The organism is Parascardovia denticolens DSM 10105 = JCM 12538, from assembly GCF_001042675.1.
Lineage (GTDB): Bacteria > Actinomycetota > Actinomycetes > Actinomycetales > Bifidobacteriaceae > Scardovia > Scardovia denticolens.
On record NZ_AP012333.1, the window covers coordinates 703,242 to 723,177 of the forward strand.

Annotated in this window: 13 protein-coding genes and 3 rRNA genes; 7 read left to right on the top strand and 9 right to left on the bottom strand. The window is 57.1% G+C overall.

Annotated elements, in window-relative coordinates; all coding sequences use genetic code 11:
- Window positions 1-5: 5 nt before the first annotated feature.
- From PSDT_RS08560 to PSDT_RS08335, 6 genes are all read right to left on the bottom strand, one after another.
- Window positions 6-626, bottom strand: coding sequence for a DNA-processing protein DprA (locus tag PSDT_RS08560; RefSeq protein ID WP_006289952.1), 621 nt, complete (start codon window positions 624-626; stop codon window positions 6-8).
- The gene (locus tag PSDT_RS08565; protein ID WP_006289953.1) at window positions 599-1,327 is read right to left on the bottom strand and encodes a hypothetical protein; all 729 of its coding nucleotides are present in this window, start codon (window positions 1,325-1,327) and stop codon (window positions 599-601) included. Before PSDT_RS08565 ends, PSDT_RS08560 begins: the two co-directional genes overlap by 28 nt.
- Window positions 1,320-2,978 carry a YifB family Mg chelatase-like AAA ATPase gene (locus PSDT_RS03020; RefSeq protein WP_006289954.1) on the bottom strand — a complete coding sequence of 553 codons (1,659 nt, stop codon included), beginning with the start codon at window positions 2,976-2,978 and terminating at the stop codon, window positions 1,320-1,322. The genes PSDT_RS08565 and PSDT_RS03020 overlap by 8 nt, the downstream gene beginning before the upstream one ends.
- Window positions 2,978-3,430 carry a YraN family protein gene (locus PSDT_RS03025; protein WP_006290516.1) on the bottom strand — a complete coding sequence of 151 codons (453 nt, stop codon included), beginning with the start codon at window positions 3,428-3,430 and terminating at the stop codon, window positions 2,978-2,980. The genes PSDT_RS03020 and PSDT_RS03025 overlap by 1 nt, the downstream gene beginning before the upstream one ends.
- A gap of 116 nt (window positions 3,431-3,546) precedes the next feature.
- Window positions 3,547-4,446, bottom strand: a complete 900-nt coding sequence (locus PSDT_RS03030; protein WP_006289956.1) for a pyridoxamine kinase — start codon at window positions 4,444-4,446, stop codon at window positions 3,547-3,549.
- Window positions 4,447-4,788: 342 nt separating this feature from the next.
- Window positions 4,789-4,965 carry a hypothetical protein gene (locus PSDT_RS08335; RefSeq protein WP_154645718.1) on the bottom strand — a complete coding sequence of 59 codons (177 nt, stop codon included), beginning with the start codon at window positions 4,963-4,965 and terminating at the stop codon, window positions 4,789-4,791.
- A gap of 6 nt (window positions 4,966-4,971) precedes the next feature.
- On the opposite strand from PSDT_RS08335, the gene PSDT_RS03035 reads away from it, so the two are divergent.
- The 3 genes from PSDT_RS03035 (at window position 4,972) to rrf (ending at window position 10,236) form a co-directional block, all read left to right on the top strand.
- Window positions 4,972-6,499: ribosomal RNA gene (locus PSDT_RS03035) — 16S ribosomal RNA — on the top strand.
- 400 nt (window positions 6,500-6,899) lie between these two features.
- Window positions 6,900-9,970 (top strand): 23S ribosomal RNA (locus PSDT_RS03040).
- A 149-nt stretch (window positions 9,971-10,119) separates the two neighbouring features.
- Window positions 10,120-10,236, top strand: a 5S ribosomal RNA gene (gene rrf / locus PSDT_RS03045).
- Together the 16S, 23S and 5S rRNA genes form the textbook arrangement of a ribosomal RNA operon.
- Window positions 10,237-10,501: 265 nt before the next feature.
- On the opposite strand, the gene PSDT_RS03050 is transcribed toward rrf, so the two are convergent.
- The 3 genes from PSDT_RS03050 to PSDT_RS03060 form a co-directional block, all read right to left on the bottom strand.
- A complete protein-coding gene (locus tag PSDT_RS03050; protein WP_006289435.1) occupies window positions 10,502-10,861 on the bottom strand; it encodes a YccF domain-containing protein in 360 nt (119 codons plus the stop codon).
- A gap of 563 nt (window positions 10,862-11,424) precedes the next feature.
- Window positions 11,425-14,019, bottom strand: a complete 2,595-nt coding sequence (locus PSDT_RS03055) for a mannosyltransferase YkcB-related protein (protein WP_006289434.1) — start codon at window positions 14,017-14,019, stop codon at window positions 11,425-11,427.
- 50 nt (window positions 14,020-14,069) lie between these two features.
- Window positions 14,070-15,059, bottom strand: a complete 990-nt coding sequence (locus tag PSDT_RS03060; RefSeq protein ID WP_006290514.1) for a dolichyl-phosphate beta-glucosyltransferase — start codon at window positions 15,057-15,059, stop codon at window positions 14,070-14,072.
- A gap of 340 nt (window positions 15,060-15,399) precedes the next feature.
- Between PSDT_RS03060 and purE the strand changes: the two genes are divergently transcribed.
- From purE to PSDT_RS03080, 4 genes are all read left to right on the top strand, one after another.
- The gene (purE, locus tag PSDT_RS03065; RefSeq protein WP_006289431.1) at window positions 15,400-15,909 is read left to right on the top strand and encodes a 5-(carboxyamino)imidazole ribonucleotide mutase; all 510 of its coding nucleotides are present in this window, start codon (window positions 15,400-15,402) and stop codon (window positions 15,907-15,909) included.
- A complete protein-coding gene (purK, locus tag PSDT_RS03070; protein ID WP_006289429.1) occupies window positions 15,893-17,080 on the top strand; it encodes a 5-(carboxyamino)imidazole ribonucleotide synthase in 1,188 nt (395 codons plus the stop codon). The genes purE and purK overlap by 17 nt, the downstream gene beginning before the upstream one ends.
- A gap of 76 nt (window positions 17,081-17,156) precedes the next feature.
- Window positions 17,157-18,152 carry an Rgg/GadR/MutR family transcriptional regulator gene (locus PSDT_RS03075; RefSeq protein ID WP_006289427.1) on the top strand — a complete coding sequence of 332 codons (996 nt, stop codon included), beginning with the start codon at window positions 17,157-17,159 and terminating at the stop codon, window positions 18,150-18,152.
- 199 nt (window positions 18,153-18,351) lie between these two features.
- On the top strand, window positions 18,352-19,695 hold the full coding sequence (locus PSDT_RS03080) for an MFS transporter (protein WP_006289426.1): 1,344 nt from the start codon (window positions 18,352-18,354) through the stop codon (window positions 19,693-19,695).
- The last annotated feature ends 241 nt before the right edge of the window (window positions 19,696-19,936 follow it).

Genomic DNA, 19,936 nt, shown 5'->3' on the forward strand with positions numbered 1-19,936 from the left:
GTCCTTCAACATTTTTCATGATCATGCTCCTTTCCACAAATGCTCGAAAAGTCATTGTCCGATTGGAGAAGAACCGCTTTTTGCTGGGCGATCAGGGCGTTGCATCCGGTGTTGTAAGGCTTGTTGATGTCGCCGGGAGCCGCATAGACCAAGCGGTTCAAGTCCGCAGCCCATGTCGCTGTGTTCAGGGCTCCCGAACGATGCCGCGCCTGCGCCACGATGATAATCTTCGATAGGGCCGCTATCAGCCTGTTGCGCATGAGAAACCGATACCCTTCAGGCACGGTGTCGGGTGGCAATTCGGAGATGAGCGCACCACCTCGCAGACGGATTTGATCAAAAAGGCGGGAATTGCTCAGTGGGCCACAATTGTTGAGTCCCCCGGCGAAGATAGCGATCGTTTTTCCCGCGTTCTCGCCCAGATCGGGGAAGGCGGAGAGGGCGCCCCAGTGCGCCGTCGCATCGACCCCGCTCGCTCCTCCGGAAATGACCGTATGGCCGAGCAAGGCGGCCTGTCTTCCTGCGTGGAAGGCGATGTTCTTCCCATAATCGGTACAATCGCGGGAACCGACGACCCCTACCGGCTGGACGCAGGCCATCAAGGCGGAAGAATCGCCCTGCCCCATAGGCAAAGCGGAGGCGTGCTGTCTGCCATGGTCGCCAGATCATCAAGATGCCGCGGCCACAGCGGGGATTGAGGACTGATGATCCACAATTTCCCATTTTGCGTGAAATACGTTTCCCTCTGCCTATCGTCCATATCTCTGATAGGCCCCATCCTTTCCACCCATCGCTCAAGTGCTTGGTTGAAGGCCGCGACGGCGGATGACGGCTTGCGAAGATGACCGGTGACGATCGTCTTTTCCAAAGCTTTCAGAAGCAGGGGACTCTCCATCCGCCCTAAGTCATGAAGTCTTTCAAGCTCGTGGACGATGCGTTCCGGCTCCAGGCCGTACCTACCGGGACTTGTCCTGTATGGCTGCAACACATGTGGCTGAGATTCTTGCGATTGCGATTCATACGTTCGCTTCCCCAGTCCCTCGCTCTCCGGTTGCTGGTCCGCGGTTTCCCTGGCGGTCTTTTGCCCGCCCCCCATGCGGGGAATCACGAGCTCGGATTTCACGGAGTCGGAGGAGGCGCCCAAGGGATGAGGCCTCCCTTGGTCGGCTGCCTCGGGATACGGCCCTCCTTGATCCAACATTTCCTGGAAATATCCCTCTTGAGGGTAAATGAGATGATACATGATGGCGCTCGCCGTATTGCAGCAATAAGTGAGCGTAGCCAAAGCCAGGGTATGGCGGTCGACCCTCAGCAGTGTGTCAGTCATCGATGCCTCCCAACCTCAAATCCATGGCCTGGAGGATGTCCTCTTCTTTTGGCTTGTTCCGTCCAGAAAGATCGCTCAGAGTCCAAGCAAGCCGAAGGACCCTGTCAGCTCCTCGCATGCTCAGGTCTTGTTTGTGCAAGGCGGAATTCACCATACGAAGGCAAGGTACAGGGGTCGTCTCCCTCAGCCATCCTCCCGGCGCCTGGGCGTTGGTGGACCAGGGGAAGGCGTCGAAACGGCGGGAGGCATGGTCGCGGGCTTCGATGACGCGGTCTCGCATCCGGGAAGATGAGTGGCGATCGTCCGCGACCGCCTGGCCGTCTTTTTCCAAGAGGCGGCGGGTGGTTTCCGCCGTGATCATGCTGGGCGAACCGACGGGGATATGGAGGTCGATCCTGTCCATGATCGGTCCCGATAATCTCCCCCAATATTTCTGCCTCTGACGGGGAGTGCAGGTGCATCTTTCCCCATTTCCCCAGTTGAAGCCACAAGGGCAAGGGTTCGCCGCCATCACCAGTTGGAAACGTGCGGGATAAAATGTCGTTCCCTTGGAGCGCGAAAGGCTGATCACCCCGTTTTCCAACGGTTCGCGGAGGGCCTGAATGCAGGCCGTCGAAAACTCAGGCGCCTCATCCATGAAAAGGACCCCATGATGCGCCCGGGTGATGGCTCCGGGTTGGGCGAATCCGTTCCCTCCCCCGATGAGCGAAGGGACGCTGGCCGTATGATGCGGAGCTTCGAAAGGAGGCAGAAAATCCATCGAATTGGCCTGCAAAGTCCCACAGAGGGATTTGATGGAAGCGACCTCTATTCTCTCCTGAGGATCCAGCGGTGGAAGGATCGTCGGGAGGCGTTTGGCCAGCATAGTTTTCCCCGCTCCTGGAGGGCCGGTCATGATGAGATGGTGCCCGCCGGCTGCTGCCACGACCAAAGCCTCTTTCGCCTGGTCTTGACCGATGACTTGGTCGAAATCCAAGACTTGAGGGTCTTCGTTCAAAGCGTCGGAGGAGTCCGAAAAGTCAGGAGGGCAGGAACGCTGTTTGAAGGGAAGGACGCGCTCCCATTCTTGGCTCGCTGCCAGAGGGCCTTTCAGGATGAGGCTTCCGAATCGTTTCCCCATGGTCGCCGATAATTCCGCATTGGGGTGGCAATTGGCGATGAATTGGCCGATATGGCTCAACCCAATCAGGTCCATCCCTTCCACCAGTCGGGCCTCCGCCAGGTTCGCTTCAGGCAGGTAGACCGTCCGTAACCCGCTTTTCTTAGCGAAAAGCAACATGGGAAGTATGCCACGCACTGGCATAATGCTTCCATCCAGATTGAGCTCTCCGATGAGGAGGCTATCGGCCAGGTAGGAAGGGTCGATCGCCCGCGAGGAAGCCAGTATGCTCGCCGCGATCGCAAGGTCGAAGGACGAACCGGACTTGGGCAAAGAAGCTGGCGAGAGATTGACTGTCACCCGTGTTTGTGGCCAGGAGAATCCCGTGACCGTGCAGGCTGATTTCACGCGTTCCCTTGCCTCGCCAAGAGAGGTATCCGGCAAGCCGATGATGGAGAAGTAGGGGAGACCATTGCTGGTGAAAGCCTGAACCTGGATGATATAGGCCTTCAACCCCCACAGGCCTATGCAATAGGAAGTTCCGATAGCCATCAGACCTCCTTCACATGGGAGATGATCGGGGCATAACCGTGCTCATCTTCATGCAGGGAAATCCCGATGACGTCGATTCTCATGGGGTGATGTGGAAAATGGGGATGGGCGTCCAACCAGAGGAAAGCGGCCCGGCGCAAGTGGGCGAGTTTACGGTCGGTGACCGCTTCCAAAGGAGAACCGCAGATGTCCGTGCGTCTGGTCTTGACTTCCGCAACCACGATGAATTGCTTGGAATGAAAGGGCGGAGAGAGGGCGACGATATCCAGCTCCCCATAGCGGCAATTCCAGTTACGGTCAAGAATGCGGTAACCGAGGCTGCCGAGATAATCGGCGGCTATGTCTTCGCCGATTCTCCCGACCTCCTTCCCGGTCAGGTCATTCAGTCGTGTGTACATGTGGCCCGGACCGCTGACGTGGTCGATCGCGGACTCTAGCAGTTGCTGTGTCATACTTGACATTTCAGCACAAAACCGGAGGGGATGGCCACTTATTTTTCGAATGTGGTCAAATGTGTGACACGCCTGCGATCATTGGGAAAAAGCGATGTGGATGGATTGTGGAAAACTCAGCGGGAAGCCACCAGACCGGTGAGTTCGGAAAGGGTGAGTTCAAAACTCACTCCCCGTTCTTCGAAATTGGGCTGGTTTCTCGTCGATTCCATGGCATGCCGCACGAATTCGCCTGCGATATGGGCTGCCTGGGGCACGGTGCGCTCCGCCATGATGGCCCCGCAGAGGGCGGAAGCGAAGGCGTCCCCCGTCCCGTGAATCATATACGGCAGTTTGACGTGGGCAAGCTCCGCCTTCCGCTCCACTCCGGCTGCGGCGGAAGCCACGTAGTTGTGCAGTTTCCCATCCTCGTGGTCGATTCCTTTGAGGACGACGTTTTTCGCACCCAGGTTGAGCAGGCTTTCCAGGACTTCGTTCACCTGGGCATCGGTCAGGTTCTGGCCAGCGTATTCCTGGTGGGTAAGGATGGAGGCCTCCGTCAGATTGGGCATGAGGACGTCCGCCCCGTCCGCCAAGCGGCCCATGGCGTCGCAGAGCTCCTGCGTATAAGTCGGATACATCTGCCCCCCGTCGCCCATGACGGGATCGACGAGGCGCAAGGCATGCGGATATTCCGAATACAGGCGTTCGATCAGAGAGACCTGCCCCGCGTTGCCGAGGAAACCGGAGTAGATGGCGTCCAAGTCAACGTTTTCCTGCCTCCAAGCGTCAAGATATCCCGAAAGGATATCGGTCGTGTCATGCATGGTGAATACCTGATACCGCGTATGGGCGGACAGGATGGCCGTCGGCACCGGGCAGACGTCGCAACCGGCGGCGGAGAGGATGGGGATCGCCGCGGTCAGGGAGCACTTTCCATAACCGCACATGTCATGCACGGCGGCGACGCGGGGGATGTAAAGAGGGTCCCGTCGGTAGAGGGGCTGCGGTGTCGGCTGGATAGTCTGAACTGTCATGGTTCCCTTTCTGATGATCGATGTTTCATATGTTTATCTCATATGTCTATGTGGAGAACCCACGAAAAGGCGGCTCCACGAGTCGTTCCCGTAAGAATTTCCTCCTCCAGTGTATTGCGGACATTGGTCCGAATGCGATGAAGGACCGCGACACGCCGAGAGACATGGTCTGAAGACCTTTGTTTCCAAGGGTTTGAGAATGAAGCCTGAAATAGGGGCTTGCTTTCTAGCGTGCTTCGTGTATAGTTCTTTTTTGCTGCCTGGTGCGGTGGCTTGCTGGTTCGTCTGGTGGGTCGCTTGTTGGTGTGGTGGTGGTTTGAGAACTCAAGAGCGTGTTTTGTGCTACTTTTTATGCTTGATCGACTGGGCATTCCTGTTTGGGGGTGTTTGGTTGTTTTTGGTTATTGTTTTTTGATATGCCAGTTTGTGTGCTTCCATGGGTTCTGCCGGGTTTTCGTTTGGTGGGGTTTGTGGTTGCGCCGTTTTTTCTTGTTTTTGTTGGGCCGTTTGGCTTTCCATGAGTTTTTTGTGGAGGGTTCGATTCTGGCTCAGGACGAACGCTGGCGGCGTGCTTAACACATGCAAGTCGAACGGGATCCTCTCCAGCTTGCTGGGGGGGTGAGAGTGGCGAACGGGTGAGTAATGCGTGACTAACCTGCCTCATGGTCTGGAATAGCTCCTGGAAACGGGTGGTAATGCCGGATGGTCCAACTTTCCGCATGGTTTGTTGGGAAAGCTTTTGCGCCATGGGATGGGGTCGCGTCCTATCAGCTTGTTGGTGGGGTGTTGGCCTACCAAGGCTTCGACGGGTAGCCGGCCTAAGAGGGCGACCGGCCACATTGGGACTGAGATACGGCCCAGACTCCTACGGGAGGCAGCAGTGGGGAATATTGCACAATGGGGGGAACCCTGATGCAGCGACGCCGCGTGCGGGATGGAGGCCTTCGGGTCGTGAACCGCTTTTACAGGGGAGCAAGCTTTCGGGTGAGTTAACTTTGTGAATAAGCACCGGCTAACTACGTGCCAGCAGCCGCGGTAATACGTAGGGTGCAAGCGTTGTCCGGATTTATTGGGCGTAAAGGGCTCGTAGGCGGTTCGTCGCGTCTGGTGTGAAAGCCCGCTGCTTAACGGTGGGTTTGCGTTGGATACGGGCGGGCTTGAGTGCAGTAGGGGAGACTGGAATTCTCGGTGTAACGGTGGAATGTGTAGATATCGGGAAGAACACCTATGGCGAAGGCAGGTCTCTGGGCTGTTACTGACGCTGAGGAGCGAAAGCGTGGGGAGCGAACAGGATTAGATACCCTGGTAGTCCACGCTGTAAACGGTGGACGCTGGATGTGGGGCCCATTTCCACGGGTTCCGTGTCGGAGCTAACGCGTTAAGCGTCCCGCCTGGGGAGTACGGCCGCAAGGCTAAAACTCAAAGAAATTGACGGGGGCCCGCACAAGCGGCGGAGCATGCGGATTAATTCGATGCAACGCGAAGAACCTTACCAGGGCTTGACATGTTGACGATCGCCTCAGAGATGGGGCTTCCCTTCGGGGCGTCTTCACAGGTGGTGCATGGTCGTCGTCAGCTCGTGTCGTGAGATGTTGGGTTAAGTCCCGCAACGAGCGCAACCCTCGCTTTGTGTTGCCAGCGGGTCGTGCCGGGTACTCGCAAGGGACCGCCGGGGTTAACTCGGAGGAAGGTGGGGATGACGTCAGATCATCATGCCCCTTACGTCCTGGGCTTCACGCATGCTACAATGGCCGGTACAGCGGGATGCGATGCCGTGAGGCGGAGCGGATCCTGTAAAACCGGTCTCAGTTCGGATCGGAGCCTGCAACTCGGCTCCGTGAAGGTGGAGTCGCTAGTAATCGCGGATCAGCAACGCCGCGGTGAATGCGTTCCCGGGCCTTGTACACACCGCCCGTCAAGTCATGAAAGTGGGCAGCACCCGAAGCCGGTGGCCTAACCCTTGTGGGGGGAGCCGTCTAAGGTGAGGTCCGCGATTGGGACTAAGTCGTAACAAGGTAGCCGTACCGGAAGGTGCGGCTGGATCACCTCCTTTCTACGGAGAATTTTCAGGGCGCCTGGTTGGGCGCCTGTCGTGTGGGCCGGCGTTCCGCCGGTCGTGGTGTGGAGAATGTCAAGAGACATGAAGTGGTATGGGGCGCGCTGTTGGGTTCCCGGATCGCGACTGCGAGACGGGTAGGGCCCTCCGGTTCGGGGGCGTGGGGCGTGGTTCCTCGTCGTCGGCTGGTGTGGCGTGGTTGTTTGAGAACTGGATAGTGGACGCGAGCAGACACCGGCCTTTTTCGCGGCTGGTGTTTGTGTTGCATTTCATCAGGTTCCACGGTGTGTTTCACCGTGGTTCTTGTTTGGATGCTTTAGTTTAGTGTGATCATTTGATTTGTTGTGATGATTTGTGTTGTCTGGATTGATAGGCTGTGAGTGTTTTGGCGTTGCGTTGATTTGCTTGCTAAGGCTCATGGTGGATGCCTGGGCGCGCATTGCCGATGAAAGACGCGTGGGGCCGCGATAGGCCTCGGGGAGCCGCCGACTGGGCTTTGATCCGAGGGTGTCTGAATGGGGGAACCCGCCAGCTTGTGGCTGGCACCGCCGTTGAGGCGGGGGGTACGCAGGGAAGTGAAACATCTCAGTACCTGCAGGAAAGGATATTCCGTGAGTAGTGGCGAGCGAAAGCGGAGCAGACCAAACCGGTCGCGTGTGATAGGCTCCAGCCGTTGCGCGTCCGGTGTTGTGGGACGCTGCTGCGCCCTCCTGGAGGGGGGTGGGGCAGTGATAAAGCCGTGTGTGAGCCGAGAGCGGTTGAATACGCTGCCGGAGAGGGTGATGGCCCCGTAGGCGAAGGCGCACGGCCTGTCTTGTGGCGTTCCCAAGTAGCGCGGGACTCGTGGAATCCCGCGTGAATCCGCCCCGACCGTGGGGTAAGTCTAAATATGAGTGCGTGACCGATAGTGGACGAGTACCGTGAGGGAAAGGTGAAAAGTAGCCCGGGAGGGTAGTGAAATAGTTCCTGAAACCATGTGCTGTCAAACCGTCAGAGCCTTGAGGGGTGATGGCGTGCCTATCGAAAAATGAGTCTGCGAGTCAGTGGCGTGTAGCGAGGTTAAGCCGTGTGGCGGAGCCGTAGCGAAAGCGAGTGTGAAGAGCGCGATTTTCTAGTTGCATGTTCTGGACCCGAAGCGGGATGATCTAGCCTTGAGCAGGTTGAAGCGCGGGTGAGACCGCGTGGAGGACCGCACCCACCTAGGTTGAAAACTGGGGGGATGACTTGTGGCTAGGGGTGAAAGGCCAATCAAATTCCGTGATAGCTGGTTCTCTCCGAAATGCATTTAGGTGCAGCGTCAACGGCCGCCTGGTGGGGGTAGAGCTACTGGATGCCAAAGGGCCCGTCTGGGGTACCGATGGCAACCAAACTCCGAATACCATGCAGGTTTCGCGTTGGCAGTGAGTCAGCGGGGGATAAGCTCCGTTGTCGAAAGGGAAACAGCCCAGATCGTCGTCTAAGGTCCCTAAGCGTGTGCTAAGTGGGAAAGGATGTGGAGTCGCATGGACAGCCAGGAGGTTGGCTCAGAAGCAGCTATCCTTGAAAGAGTGCGTAACAGCTCACTGGTCTAGTGGTTCCGCGCCGACAATGTAGCGGGGCTCAAGCACACCACCGAAGACGCGGCGACCGGTATTCTTGCTGGTTGGGTAGGAGAGCGTTCCCCAGGGGGTGAAGCGGCGGTGGAAACCGTCGTGGACCGTGGGGAAGTGAGAATGCAGACATGAGTAACGAGACGCGGGGTACGATCCCGCGCGCTGGATGACCGAGGGTTCCGGGGCCACGTTCGACGTCCCCGGGTGAGTCGGGTCCTAAGGCGAGGCCGACAGGCGTAGTCGAATGGATGAACGGGTTGATATTCCCGTACCGGTTCGCAACCGTCCGATCCGAGGCGTCAGGCCTCATGGTCGGCTGGCGGCCGCCCGCCCCTTCGGGGGCGGCTGGTCCGCTTGTCTTTCCGTGATGGCGGGCGTAGTAGGGTAGCAGAGGAGTGACGCATGGGGGATGCCGCGCGGCCTGGTGGTTATGGTCGTGCAAGCAGGTAGGCCGCGGGAGAGGCAAATCCGTCCCGCTTGAGGCTGAGATGTGACGCCGTCGGCCCTTCTGGGGTCGGCGTGCGGCTGGTCCTCGTGCCGAGAAAAGCTTCGCTGCGAGGGTGCGGACCGCCCGTACCGCAAACCGACACTGGTGGTCAAGTAGAGTATACTAAAGCGTTCGAGTGAATCCTGGTCAAGGAACTCGGCAAATTGCTCCCGTGCCTTCGGCATAAGGGAGACCCCGGGGGGTGAAGCCACACGCTGGTGGAGCCTTCTGGGGTGGCACAGGCCAGGGGGTAGCGACTGTTTACCAAAAACACAGGTGCATGCGAAGACGTAAGTCGCTGTATATGCACTGACGCCTGCCCGGTGCCGGAAGGTTAAGAGGATCCGTCAACGCTTCGGCGCGAAGCGGTGAATTCAAGCCCCGGTAAACGGCGGTGGTAACTATAACCATCCTAAGGTAGCGAAATTCCTTGTCGGGTAAGTTCCGACCTGCACGAATGGCGTAACGACTTCCCCACTGTCTCGACCAGGACCTCGGTGAAATTGCAGTACGAGTAAAGATGCTCGTTAAGCGCAGAAGGACGAAAAGACCCCGGGACCTTTACTATACCTTGGTATTGTCGTTCGCTGCTGGTTGTGTAGAATAGGCGGGAGACCGTGAAGCGTGGACGCTAGTTCGTGCGGAGTCGCCAAGTGAAATACCGTTCTGCTGGCAGTGGGCGTCTAACCTGGAACAGTCATCCTGTTCAGGGACAGTGCCTGGCGGGTAGTTTAACTGGGGCGGTTGCCTCCTAAAGAGTAACGGAGGCGCTCAAAGGTTCCCTCAACCCGGTTGGCAATCGGGTGGTGAGTGTAATCGCACAAGGGAGCTTGACTGCGAGAGTGACGGCTCGAGCAGGGACGAAAGTCGGAGATAGTGATCCGGTGCCGGTGTACGGACGCGGCATCGCTCAACGGATAAAAGGTACCCCGGGGATAACAGGCTGATCATTCCCAAGAGTCCATATCGACGGGATGGTTTGGCACCTCGATGTCGGCTCGTCGCATCCTGGGGCTGGAGCAGGTCCCAAGGGTTCGGCCGTTCGCCGATTAAAGCGGCACGCGAGCTGGGTTCAGAACGTCGTGAGACAGTTTGGTCTCTATCCTCTGCGCTCGTTGGAATCTTGAGGAGCCCTGCCCATAGTACGAGAGGACCTGGGTGGACGAACCTCTGGTATGCCAGTTGTCACGCCAGTGGCACGGCTGGTTAGCTACGTTCGGAGGGGATAACCGCTGAAAGCATCTAAGCGGGAAGCCCTCTCCCAGATAAGGATTCCTTCCCACCTCGAGTGGGTGAAGCCTCCCCGCCAGAACACGGGGTCGATAGGCCGGACGTGGAAGCATGGCGACATGCGCAGCCGACCGGTACTAACAGGCGACGGCAAACACACGCATCACACACTCCTTACTGCAGCCTGCGATCCTTGACGACACAAGGAACAGCGGATTCACACGCGATCACACGCGGCGTCCACCATCCGGTCCCCCGACAACCACACAACCCCCCACCACCCGGTGGGGACGCATAACAGAAAGACTTGTGGCGGCCATGGCCCAGGGGAAACGCCCAGCACCATTCCGAACCTGGAAGCTAAGACCTGGCACGGCAATGATACTCCACCCGACAGGGTGCGGGAAAGTAGCACGCCGCCACACCACAACGCGGAAGCCCCTCCCGACGAACAACCCGGAAGGGGCCTCCCCTTATATATACACCCGCCCCCCTCGCAACAGCGTAAGACGACAACCAACAACACCGACAACCACAAAAACAACCACACACACAACCGCCCGATCCTCCGTCCGCACATCCATCCAGCGCAAAAACGTACAAGATATACATCTCTATGTCGTGCGATGACGCACATCATATTCCTGCGGACGATGACCTGTTAATTCTGTCTCTTGTTCGATCTCCCGTTCAGTCGTTTGTGACGACGGCTCCGAAAGGCCAGGCAGCCAGGGCGGCTAGCTTCATCGATTGCCGTCCAAACGGTATGCCGATGATGGTGATGTAATTCAGCAAGGCAAAAACGACATAAGCGGAAGCAAGCTCCCATCCGAAGAAAATCAGCCAAAGGATATTAAAGAAGATCGTATTCTGGGAAAGGCGGACGCTTTTTCCGAATGGAGCGAGGGTCAATCCCGCGAATTTGAAGCATTGAACGCCTAACGGTACGCCGATAATGGTGATGCAGAAGGCGATTCCAAGCAAGGACCAAACAAGAGCCGTGATGAGGCCACCCAAAAGAAGCCAGATCAGATTTCCAAGGAAGCGCATTATATCCTCCGTTTGTCTTAGGGACATTGAGCGATGTCTAAAAGTCAGAGAGTCAGCGCTGTGGACCGACTCTTGGGTCTGCATCAGAAATTATCTTGATACCGTTGGTATTGGATTGTACCAGAGAACTTCCACCGGAGGAGAGTTTCAGCGGAGGAGGATCAATCATCTCGGAAGATTTGTGTCGGCAAATGATTCATGTCGCCCGAGGGTGGATTGGGCAATAAGGTGCTTGGGCAATAAGGGGATTGAGCGATAAGGTGTTTAGACAATACGCGGATTGGGTAACACGCGGATCTCCACGAAGCATGAATCCTGGACGAGAATTGCGGCCTGAATAAGATAAGCCCCAGCCGATTGAACAGCCGGGGCCCATTTTTCAATTGCTAATTTTTCAATCCAAAGATCATCCTCCCTTCACCGGGCTTCGGACTCTCATCTGGCTCTGAACTTTCACCAGGGTCTGAACTTTCACTAGGATCCGGATTTTCATCAGGCTCTGGCATACTATTGGGTTATATTATTGGTTTGTCGTGTCCCGCAGTCGTTGTTGGACCATACGGTCACTTGCCTTTTGTCAGATCGTAAACGGTAGTTCCGTTGACGGTCTTGGCGGTGAAATTCTTCGCGACCCAGGCAGCGATGGCGGAAGCTGAGGATGAACCGCCGTTCTGCTGTCCTCCCATGCCTCCACCTGCGATGAAGTAGTGGATCAATCCTTGTGAGACGTACTCTTTGAATTGAGCCAGGGTGGGATAGTTATCGGATCCGTTGAATCCGCCTATCGCCATCACCGCTTCTTCGCTGGCCAGCTGATAACCGGCCGCTGATTGGGACCCCACGGTCGCGGCGACCCATCGGTAAGAGGAGGCGTTCTTCTTGAGCATGGACACGAGCGTGCTGTTGGTCGAAGCTCCTTGTCCGCCCATAAGACCGCCGTTCAGGCCGCCTCCCATTCCATCCTTTGCACTCTCACGGGGACCAAATCCGAAACGATTGCCTTGGCTGCCTTGGTTCCCCTGGGATCCTTGGGCGCCCTGAAGCCCTTGTAAGCCTTGGGAATTCATGTCCGAGCCACCATCAGGACCGCCGGTCCCTGATTCACCTGATTCAGGGGACGAAGACATTCCTTGCTGTCCGTTTTGAGAAGGCGGCTGTCCTTGTCCGAATCCCCGCCCTTGCGGCATTTGATTCCCCTGCTGCAGTTGTTGTCTTTGCTGCATTTGCTGCCCTTGGGCATTCTGAGAGTTCTGGGAATTGTTTCCGGGAAGTGATGGGCGAGAGCTAATCGAACCGTCAGAGCCCATCATGCCTTTTCCTTGAGGTCCGCCCATGATGCCACCAAAGCCACCAGCTGTTTGAGGACCAGCCGTCGGCATTGATCCCTGATGACCGGTGGAAATGGTCGCCAGAGTCCACGCGGTCGGTCCGGCGAAGACGGCGAAGGCGGAAAGGACGAGGGCGAAGCTGATGATGCCTTTAGCCGTAAGGCCGACGGGGCTTGAGGATCCTGTGGATTTCGAGGATTCTGAGGCTCCGGAGAGTCTGGAGGACTCCGAAAGGCCTGAAAGTCCTGAGGACCTTGCAGGACCAGAAAGGTCGCGGGTTTGGGCGGGTGTAGCAGCCCTGTTTCGATGAATCAGATGAGCGAGTCCAGGAAGAATCAGGAGGATTCCTCCAAGGATTCCGCAGATCAGGATGGCCGTGGCAAGGGCGGAGTAGCCGTTCGCGGAAGAGACCAGCTTATGAGACCAGAGTGAGGTAAGGATTGCCAGGCCGCCTGCTGTCAGCGGAGCCCAAGCCGTGGACCTGCGTGACCAGAGCCCCACGATGGCGATGGCGGTCAGGACGGCGATGGCCGGAGCTAGCGCGACCGTATAGTAAGCGTGGAAAATCCCGGACATGAAACTGAAAGTCAGCCAGGTGACCAGGAGCCAGCCGCCGAAAATCAGGGTCGAAGCCCGGCGAAGGCTGGTCCGCTTGCTCTTCCGGCTGAGAATCAGGCCGATGACCAGGCCAGCGAGGGCGAAGAGGGCCAGCCAGGTGATTTGCCCGGCGAATTCAGAGCCGAACAGGCGGGTCCAACCGGTTTCGCCCCACATGCCTCCTTTACTGCCCATGGTGCCGTTGGCTCCCATGGTGCCGGCGCCGCCGGCAGGAGCTTCGGTTCCCATGCCGTGGCCGGAGGCTTCGAGCCCGGTCCCATTCGCCCCGGCTCCATTCCGCCCGTCGCCGGGAACGACGGACCCTGTTTCATTTCCGGTCAGACGCCCGAAGCCATTATAACCGAAGGTCAGTTCCAGGAAGGAGTTGTTTTGCGACCCACCGATATAAGGACGATCCGAGGCGGGAACGATGACGGTGAGCAGAACCCACCAGCCGGCGGAGATGATCATGGAGACGATCGCAGCCAGACTATCAAGGATTCTTCGGCCGATTTTGGTGGGAGAGGCGAGGAGGAAGGCGACCGCGATTCCAGGGAGGATCAGCATGACTTGCAGCTGCTTGGTCAGGAATCCGAAGCCGACGAACATGCCGGCGAGGATCATCCACCTGGTCCGCGCCCGATTTCCTTTACGACTGGTATCCAGTTCCAAAGACCGCATGACCGCGTAGCAGGCGGCGACCATCAGCAGGACCAGCAGGGCGTCAGGATTGTTGAAACGGAACATGAGAGCGGTGACCGGGGTCGTGATGAAGGAAGCTCCGGCGATGATTCCGGCCCAGTTGCCCCAGTATCGGCGTACCAGAGCGTAAATCAGGTAGGTGGTCGTCACGCCCATCAAGGCTTGCGGGAGAAGAATCGCGAAAGAGTTGAGTCCGAAAAGACGCACCGAGAGGGCCATGAACCAGAGCGAGGCAGGTGGCTTATCCACGGTGATGGCGTTCCCCGAGTCGAGCGATCCCCACAGGAAGGCTTTCCAGCTCTTCGACCCGGCTTGGGCTGCGGCCGAGTAGAATTCGTTCGCATAACCGGAAGCCGTCAGATTGATGAAGAAGACGCAAGCGGCCGCGATGAGCAGCAGGCCGACCGCAGCCCAATCAGTCGCTCGTCTTTTAGGGAGGAGGAAACGGTTGGCGTTGGTCAGGCCGTTTTCCCTTTGAGTTCTTCGAATTCTTTGAAGAACTCTTTGAGGTTGTTGGACCGATGAGGTCATGATGGTTCCTTTCCTTTCCGAAGGCAAGACTTGGATGATGAAGTCGAGCGCTATACCGTATAGCTCAACTTGCGCGGAATCAGGGCCCCACGGAAATCGGGGAGGAGAGCCGGCGCTGGATTCGCGCTGGCGCCTGCGCCCGCCTTCGCCGTAGCATTCGCTCCGGTCTTCGCTCTGGCATTCTCCTTTTCGCCTGTGCCCTCCGAAGAGAGCGAATTCAGGGTTCTGCGCGTCCGGGCCATCCCTTGAAGGTCTTTGACCGCGGTGTCGAAGATGTCCACTGTGGACCCCGCATCCTCCACCCAGCGGACCGGAATCTCTCGCAGCCGCAGGCCTTGGTACTGAGCCAAAAGAAGGAGCTCGGTGTCGAAGAACCAGGCGTCATCCTGAATCAGGGGCAACAGTTTCCGCGCGGTTTCAAGCCTCAGGGCTTTAAACCCGCATTGGGCATCATGGAAACGGGCCTGGCAGTAGGTCCGCAGCAGCAGGTTATAAGAGCGGGAAATGAACTCGCGCTTGATCGAGCGCCGAATCCGGGACTGGGGAAGCAGGCGGGATCCAATCGCCAGATCGGCCTGGTTGCCCAGCAAAGGCAGAATCAGGTCGTCAAGATTGGCCAGGCTGGTGGAAAGATCCACATCCATGTAAGCGACGACCCGGGCTTGCGACTGGCCCCAAGCCGTTTTGAGCGCGCGTCCACGACCCTTCTCGTCAAGGTGAATGGCCCTGATAAAGCCGGGGAAATCCTCGCAGAGCTTGGCCGCAATCGCCCAAGTGAAATCCGTGCTGGCGTTATCGGCTATGACGATGTTCCAGGTGAAAGCGGCTCTGGTCCCATCGGCGACAGGGGCTCCGAACTCGTTCGTGCGCCCGAGGAGATAGGAGGCGAGGAGCCGGACCGAATCGTCCAATTCCTCCTCTTCGTTATAGACCGGGATGACCAGGTCCACATCCACCCGTTTGGGGCGGACCCAGCTGATGATGCCTCCCTCGCTTTCGGTATGTGCAACGTTTTCCGTGGCGCTGTCGATGACAGTCATGATTTCCTCCAATCAGTCAGTGGCCGGGTGGGAAACGCGGCCGGAATCCAACGGAATTGATTTTGATTTAAGGCCCCTTACCTGCGTGACTGGTCCCAAGCCCGTAGGAAGGGACGGTGAATCCGGTCGGCTTTTTCTGGATTTTTCTCGGAAGGAAGCTGGGAATGACGGATTCCGACATATGAAATCCCAGTCTTGGGAACCACTCGGATACATAGGCGTCTGAGGATAAAATCAAAGAAAGGTCCAGCTCGATACGACCGTCGAACGGCTGTTGAACGGTCATCGAACGGTCGTTGAACGGACGGAGTGGATAACCGGACCATAAGCAGGAGGAATCATGGCTCACTATCAGCAATCGGATAAGCCCGTGGTGGCGGTCGTCATGGGATCTGCCAGCGATTGGGAGACCATGAAGAAAGCTTGCGACATTCTGGACCTTTTCAAAGTCCCCTACAGCAAGCAGGTCGTCTCCGCTCATCGGACCCCTGAATTGATGGCTGATTTCGCTCACGGCGCTCGCGAGAAGGGAATCCATGTCATTATTGCCGGAGCTGGGGGAGCCGCCCATTTGCCCGGTATGATCGCCGCCCAGACCACTGTGCCGGTCATCGGCGTTCCTGTGCGCTCGCATGCTTTGAGCGGTTGGGATTCTTTGCTGTCCATCGTTCAGATGCCGGGCGGCATCCCCGTGGCCACCACCGCAGTCGGCAATTCCGGGGCTACCAACGCTGGCCTTCTGGCGGTCAGCATCCTGTCGACCACGGACGAGGTTCTGGCTCAGGCTCTGGCCGATTATCGGCAGGAGCTGAAGGACCTGGTGGAGGAATCGAATGCCAAGCTTGTCTGAAATCACGGAGGGAAGGATTCTCAGCTTGGGCAGGGGAGCGACCGTAGGCATCGTCGGTGGAGGCCAGCTGGGGCGGATGATGGCCATCTCCGCCCGGTACATGGGGTTGAAGGTCGGCGTCTTGGACCCTACTGATGATTGCCCGACCGGGCAGGTGGCCGATTTTCAGATTGTGGCCGACTACGATGACCAGGAGGCCATTCGTCAATTAGCCCAGCGCTGCGACGTGCTCACCTACGAGTTTGAGAACGTGGATGCCGACGCTTTGGACCAGGTGTCCGATTTGGTCGCCATTCCCCAGGGGACGGATCTGCTCCGGGTGACCCAGCATCGGATTCATGAGAAGACTTTCATCAACCAGCATGGCATCGAAACCGCCCCCTGGAAACAGGTGGATTCCCGCTTTGACTTGGAAGCCGCTCTGAGCGAGATCGGTTATCCAGCCGTCTTGAAAACAGCGACCGGTGGTTACGACGGCCACGGTCAGCTGGTCATCAAATCCGAGGATGACCTTGAACAGCTGGATAAGCTCCAGCCGTGGGCCGGCCACCGGACTTCCGCTGATGGCTTCCCTCCCTGTGTTCTTGAAGGCTTTGTCGACTTCGACTTCGAGGCCTCCATCCTGGTTTCCGGCAATGGCCGCGACTATGTGACTTTCCCCCTGGTCCGCAATGACCACAGGAACAACATCCTGCATATGACCATCGCTCCCGCCCAAGTGCCGGAAACGGTTGCTGATGAAGCCTGGAAATTGGCCCTGACCTTAGCCGAAGGATTCCGACTCGCCGGCACCTTGGCCATCGAGCTTTTCGTCACCAAGAATGGGCGGGTCCTGGTCAACGAGCTGGCCCCCCGGCCCCATAATTCCGGTCATTACACCATAGAGGCCTGCTCGATCAGCCAGTATGACGCCCATATCCGTGGCATCATCGGCTGGGATCTGGAGCAGCCTCGTCTGCTCAGCCCCGCCGTCATGGTCAACATTCTTGGCCAGCATGTGGCCGCCACGCAGAAGCTGGCTCCCAGCCATCCGGAGTGGAACGTCCATGATTACGGCAAGGCCCAGATCAAGACCAACCGGAAGATGGGCCATATCACCGTTTTGACAGAAGATACCGGGCGAACAGTCCAGGAGCTGGAAGCGACCGGCTGCTGGGATGACCTCGACTAGGGTCTTCGGGGGCGGGATCACAGCTCGGAAGCATTGTTGAGAATCAAATTTCGGAACCACATTTCAGGATCATTTTATGGGCTTCAGTTTAGGCGGCGCTTTCAAAAGTTTGCGGGAGTCCCGGCACATGTCCCTGGCTCAGGCGACAGGCGGACAGTTCTCGAGGTCCATGCTGTCTAAATTCGAATCAGGGGAGCATGATATTTCCGCCACCAAACTTTTGCAGGCTTTGAATAATATTCATTGTTCCTGGGACGATTTCATGTCTTTGGCGATTCCCGAAGAGGCTCGCCAAACGGACCCGACCAGTCCCGCGGATGAAACAAGGCAGTCCGGCTTGGCCAGTGGCCCAGGCAGCGATGATTTCGCTTTCCTGGATAAGGAATTGAATGACCTGATGGGACGGTTGGCTATGGATAAGGTCCCTTTCGCCTTGAAGGAGATTTATGAGCGGGAATCCGCTATCGCGGATCAAGGGGTCGAGTGCGCTTACTTCATGCTGCGGGCCATTGTGGTCAAGTCCGTCTGGGTTGCCTACGATGACTCGGTCCGTCTGACCGACCAGGAGGAGGAACTTCTCAGCGATTATCTTTTCGGCATCGGCTTCTGGACCCAAATGGATTATTTTATCCTTTCCCATGTCAGCACCCTGATGCCGGCCGCGCGATTCACCGCCTATGTGAAGGAGATGCTGGAGAAGAGCCGATACTTCCACACAGAGAAAACAAACCATATGGCCATGGTGACCGCCTTGCTCAACGGGTATCTGCGTTGCATAGGCCAGCATGACTTTCCCGATGCCGCCTTTCTGCGCAAGCGGCTGGGCTCGTTGCTGGATCCCGGCACCGACGGCTACATCCAGATCGTCTTCCTTTTCGCCCAGGGATACGAGCTCTACGCGAGGGGGAAGAGAGCCGACGGCGAGAGGAAGATGAAGCAGACCATCCTAATTCTGCGGCTCTTGGGGGATAATCAGCAGGCTGCTTACTATCTGCAAAGCATGAAGGGGATCTTCCAGGAGGAAGGATACGATTCCGAAGATTCCGTCACGTCTGATGAGGCGGATGAGTGAGCAAAGCTTGAATCAACAAGGCATGAATCAATAAAACTTGAATCAATAAAGCAAAAACATCCCTCATATCGTCTCATATATTCAACAAAAGCGATGAATCGGGTTTCCTCTCTGTAGGGTGAAAACTATTCACATTCCTCCACGAAAGGACAGGTCGCTGATTATGAGGCTGCTATTCAGAAACAAGTTCTTCAGGTTCATGACTTTATCCAGGGTCCTGAGCGCTCTGGGATCATCCATTTACAACCTGGTCTTCGTCGTTTTCGCCGCCAGCATGTATCACTCGTCCATCGCCGTCAACATCGCCAACATCACCATGGCCCTGCCGGCCCTTTTCACGGTTTTCGTGGGAATGGCCGCTGATAAGACCAGGGAGAAAGCCCGCTGGGTGATTGTTTTCGGCTTCGCCCAGGCGGTGATCTTCACCCTCGTGGCCATCGTCGTCAGGCAAAGCGGTTGGTTCGCCTTCTCCGTAGTCTGTCTGTTCAATGTGATTTCCGATGTGATGGGGGATTACGGGACCGGACTGCGGATGCCGATGATCCAAAGAAACGTGGCCAAGGATGATCTGATGGAGGCTTTTTCCTTCTCCTCGGTCATGGGGACGCTCTGCTCTTTGGCTGGTCAGGCATTGGGGGTCTGGATCCTGAAGATTTCCGCAAATAATTATTCCATCGTGGCCTTGTTCAACGCCCTTTCCTTCCTCCTGGCCAGCCTGGTCCTCTTCTTCATCAGGGACATGCTCACCTACGGTCCCTCCGTGGAAGGGGAGTCGGGAAGGGGCTCAAAAGAGGGCTCGAAAAGGGACGGCACTCTGGAAAAAGACACCGCGGAGGCGGACTTTCGAGAGGATGGCGAACCGCAGGTTGAAGACAGGCCTCAGGAAGGGCAGAGGCCTCAATCGGAGAAAAACGGCTTCATATCGCACATGAAGACCTTGTTCGGCAACCTGCAGAAAATCTTCGACCAGAATGGGGAGGGAGGCTTCATCGGCCTGCTGACCACAGCGCTCTTCATCAACGCTTTAGGCGGGAGCGTGGAAGGCATCTATAACATCTACTTGCTTCACCATTCCATTTTCTCTTTGACCTACAGCCAGTCCCTGCTCCTGGTCTCGGTGATTCTGGTCGTCGGTCAGCTGGCGGGTGGCTTGACTCCTCATGACTTTTTCGCCAAGCAGTCCTTCGGCACTTTGATCACTCTTATCTCAGGTGTTTTCCTGACTATGGGCCTGTTGAACACCCTCAATGCTCCCGTGCTGATTTCCCTGGTGGTCTACGCCTTTGGAGTCTTCCTGTCAGGAAAGGTCAACCCTAAGATGAGCTCCATGATCATGACGAGCCTGCCTGCGGATGTGCTTGCGGAGACCAGCAATCTGCTCACTCTGCTTTTCACCCTTTCCATTCCTATCGGCACGGCCCTGTTCGGGACCATCGCCGCCTGGAATGTAAAGGCCGGATGGATCGTCTTCCTGGTCCTTTCCGTGGTCACTCTTATGGTCGCCTTGCTGAATCGGAAAGGAATCGATGGGAAGAAGCGCTAGATTGCGCGATTCCGTGGAAAACTCGTCATGCGCAGAAGCAGGTACTGCTCGGCGGCTCCGAGTCCGCGTTTTAGAGCTGATATGTTTGAACGTCGCCAATCGCGTCATCCACCTTTCGCAGAAGTTCATATTTGAGATTTACGCACTCGTCATTGACCGGGGAGACTTTGATGTTGAGATGGATGGGCGGCGGTCATGCAGTTTTTGACGACAGCGCAGAAACACCGTTTTGCATCCTTTA

Bases quoted from the DNA above. Each gene is read 5' to 3' on its own strand.
- PSDT_RS03060 (WP_006290514.1), bottom strand. From the start codon at position 15,059: ATGACTGTCATCGACAGCGCCACGGAAAACGTTGCACATACCGAAAGC.
- PSDT_RS03050 (WP_006289435.1), bottom strand. From the start codon at position 10,861: ATGCGCTTCCTTGGAAATCTGATCTGGCTTCTTTTGGGTGGCCTCATC.
- PSDT_RS03030 (WP_006289956.1), bottom strand. From the start codon at position 4,446: ATGACAGTTCAGACTATCCAGCCGACACCGCAGCCCCTCTACCGACGG.
- purE (WP_006289431.1), top strand. From the start codon at position 15,400: ATGGCTCACTATCAGCAATCGGATAAGCCCGTGGTGGCGGTCGTCATG.
- PSDT_RS08565 (WP_006289953.1), bottom strand. From the start codon at position 1,327: ATGACTGACACACTGCTGAGGGTCGACCGCCATACCCTGGCTTTGGCT.
- PSDT_RS03055 (WP_006289434.1), bottom strand. From the start codon at position 14,019: ATGACCTCATCGGTCCAACAACCTCAAAGAGTTCTTCAAAGAATTCGA.
- PSDT_RS03075 (WP_006289427.1), top strand. From the start codon at position 17,157: ATGGGCTTCAGTTTAGGCGGCGCTTTCAAAAGTTTGCGGGAGTCCCGG.
- PSDT_RS08560 (WP_006289952.1), bottom strand. From the start codon at position 626: ATGGGGCAGGGCGATTCTTCCGCCTTGATGGCCTGCGTCCAGCCGGTA.
- PSDT_RS03080 (WP_006289426.1), top strand. From the start codon at position 18,352: ATGACTTTATCCAGGGTCCTGAGCGCTCTGGGATCATCCATTTACAAC.
- PSDT_RS08335 (WP_154645718.1), bottom strand. From the start codon at position 4,965: ATGGAAAGCCAAACGGCCCAACAAAAACAAGAAAAAACGGCGCAACCA.
- PSDT_RS03020 (WP_006289954.1), bottom strand. From the start codon at position 2,978: ATGGCTATCGGAACTTCCTATTGCATAGGCCTGTGGGGGTTGAAGGCC.
- PSDT_RS03025 (WP_006290516.1), bottom strand. From the start codon at position 3,430: ATGACACAGCAACTGCTAGAGTCCGCGATCGACCACGTCAGCGGTCCG.
- purK (WP_006289429.1), top strand. From the start codon at position 15,893: ATGCCAAGCTTGTCTGAAATCACGGAGGGAAGGATTCTCAGCTTGGGC.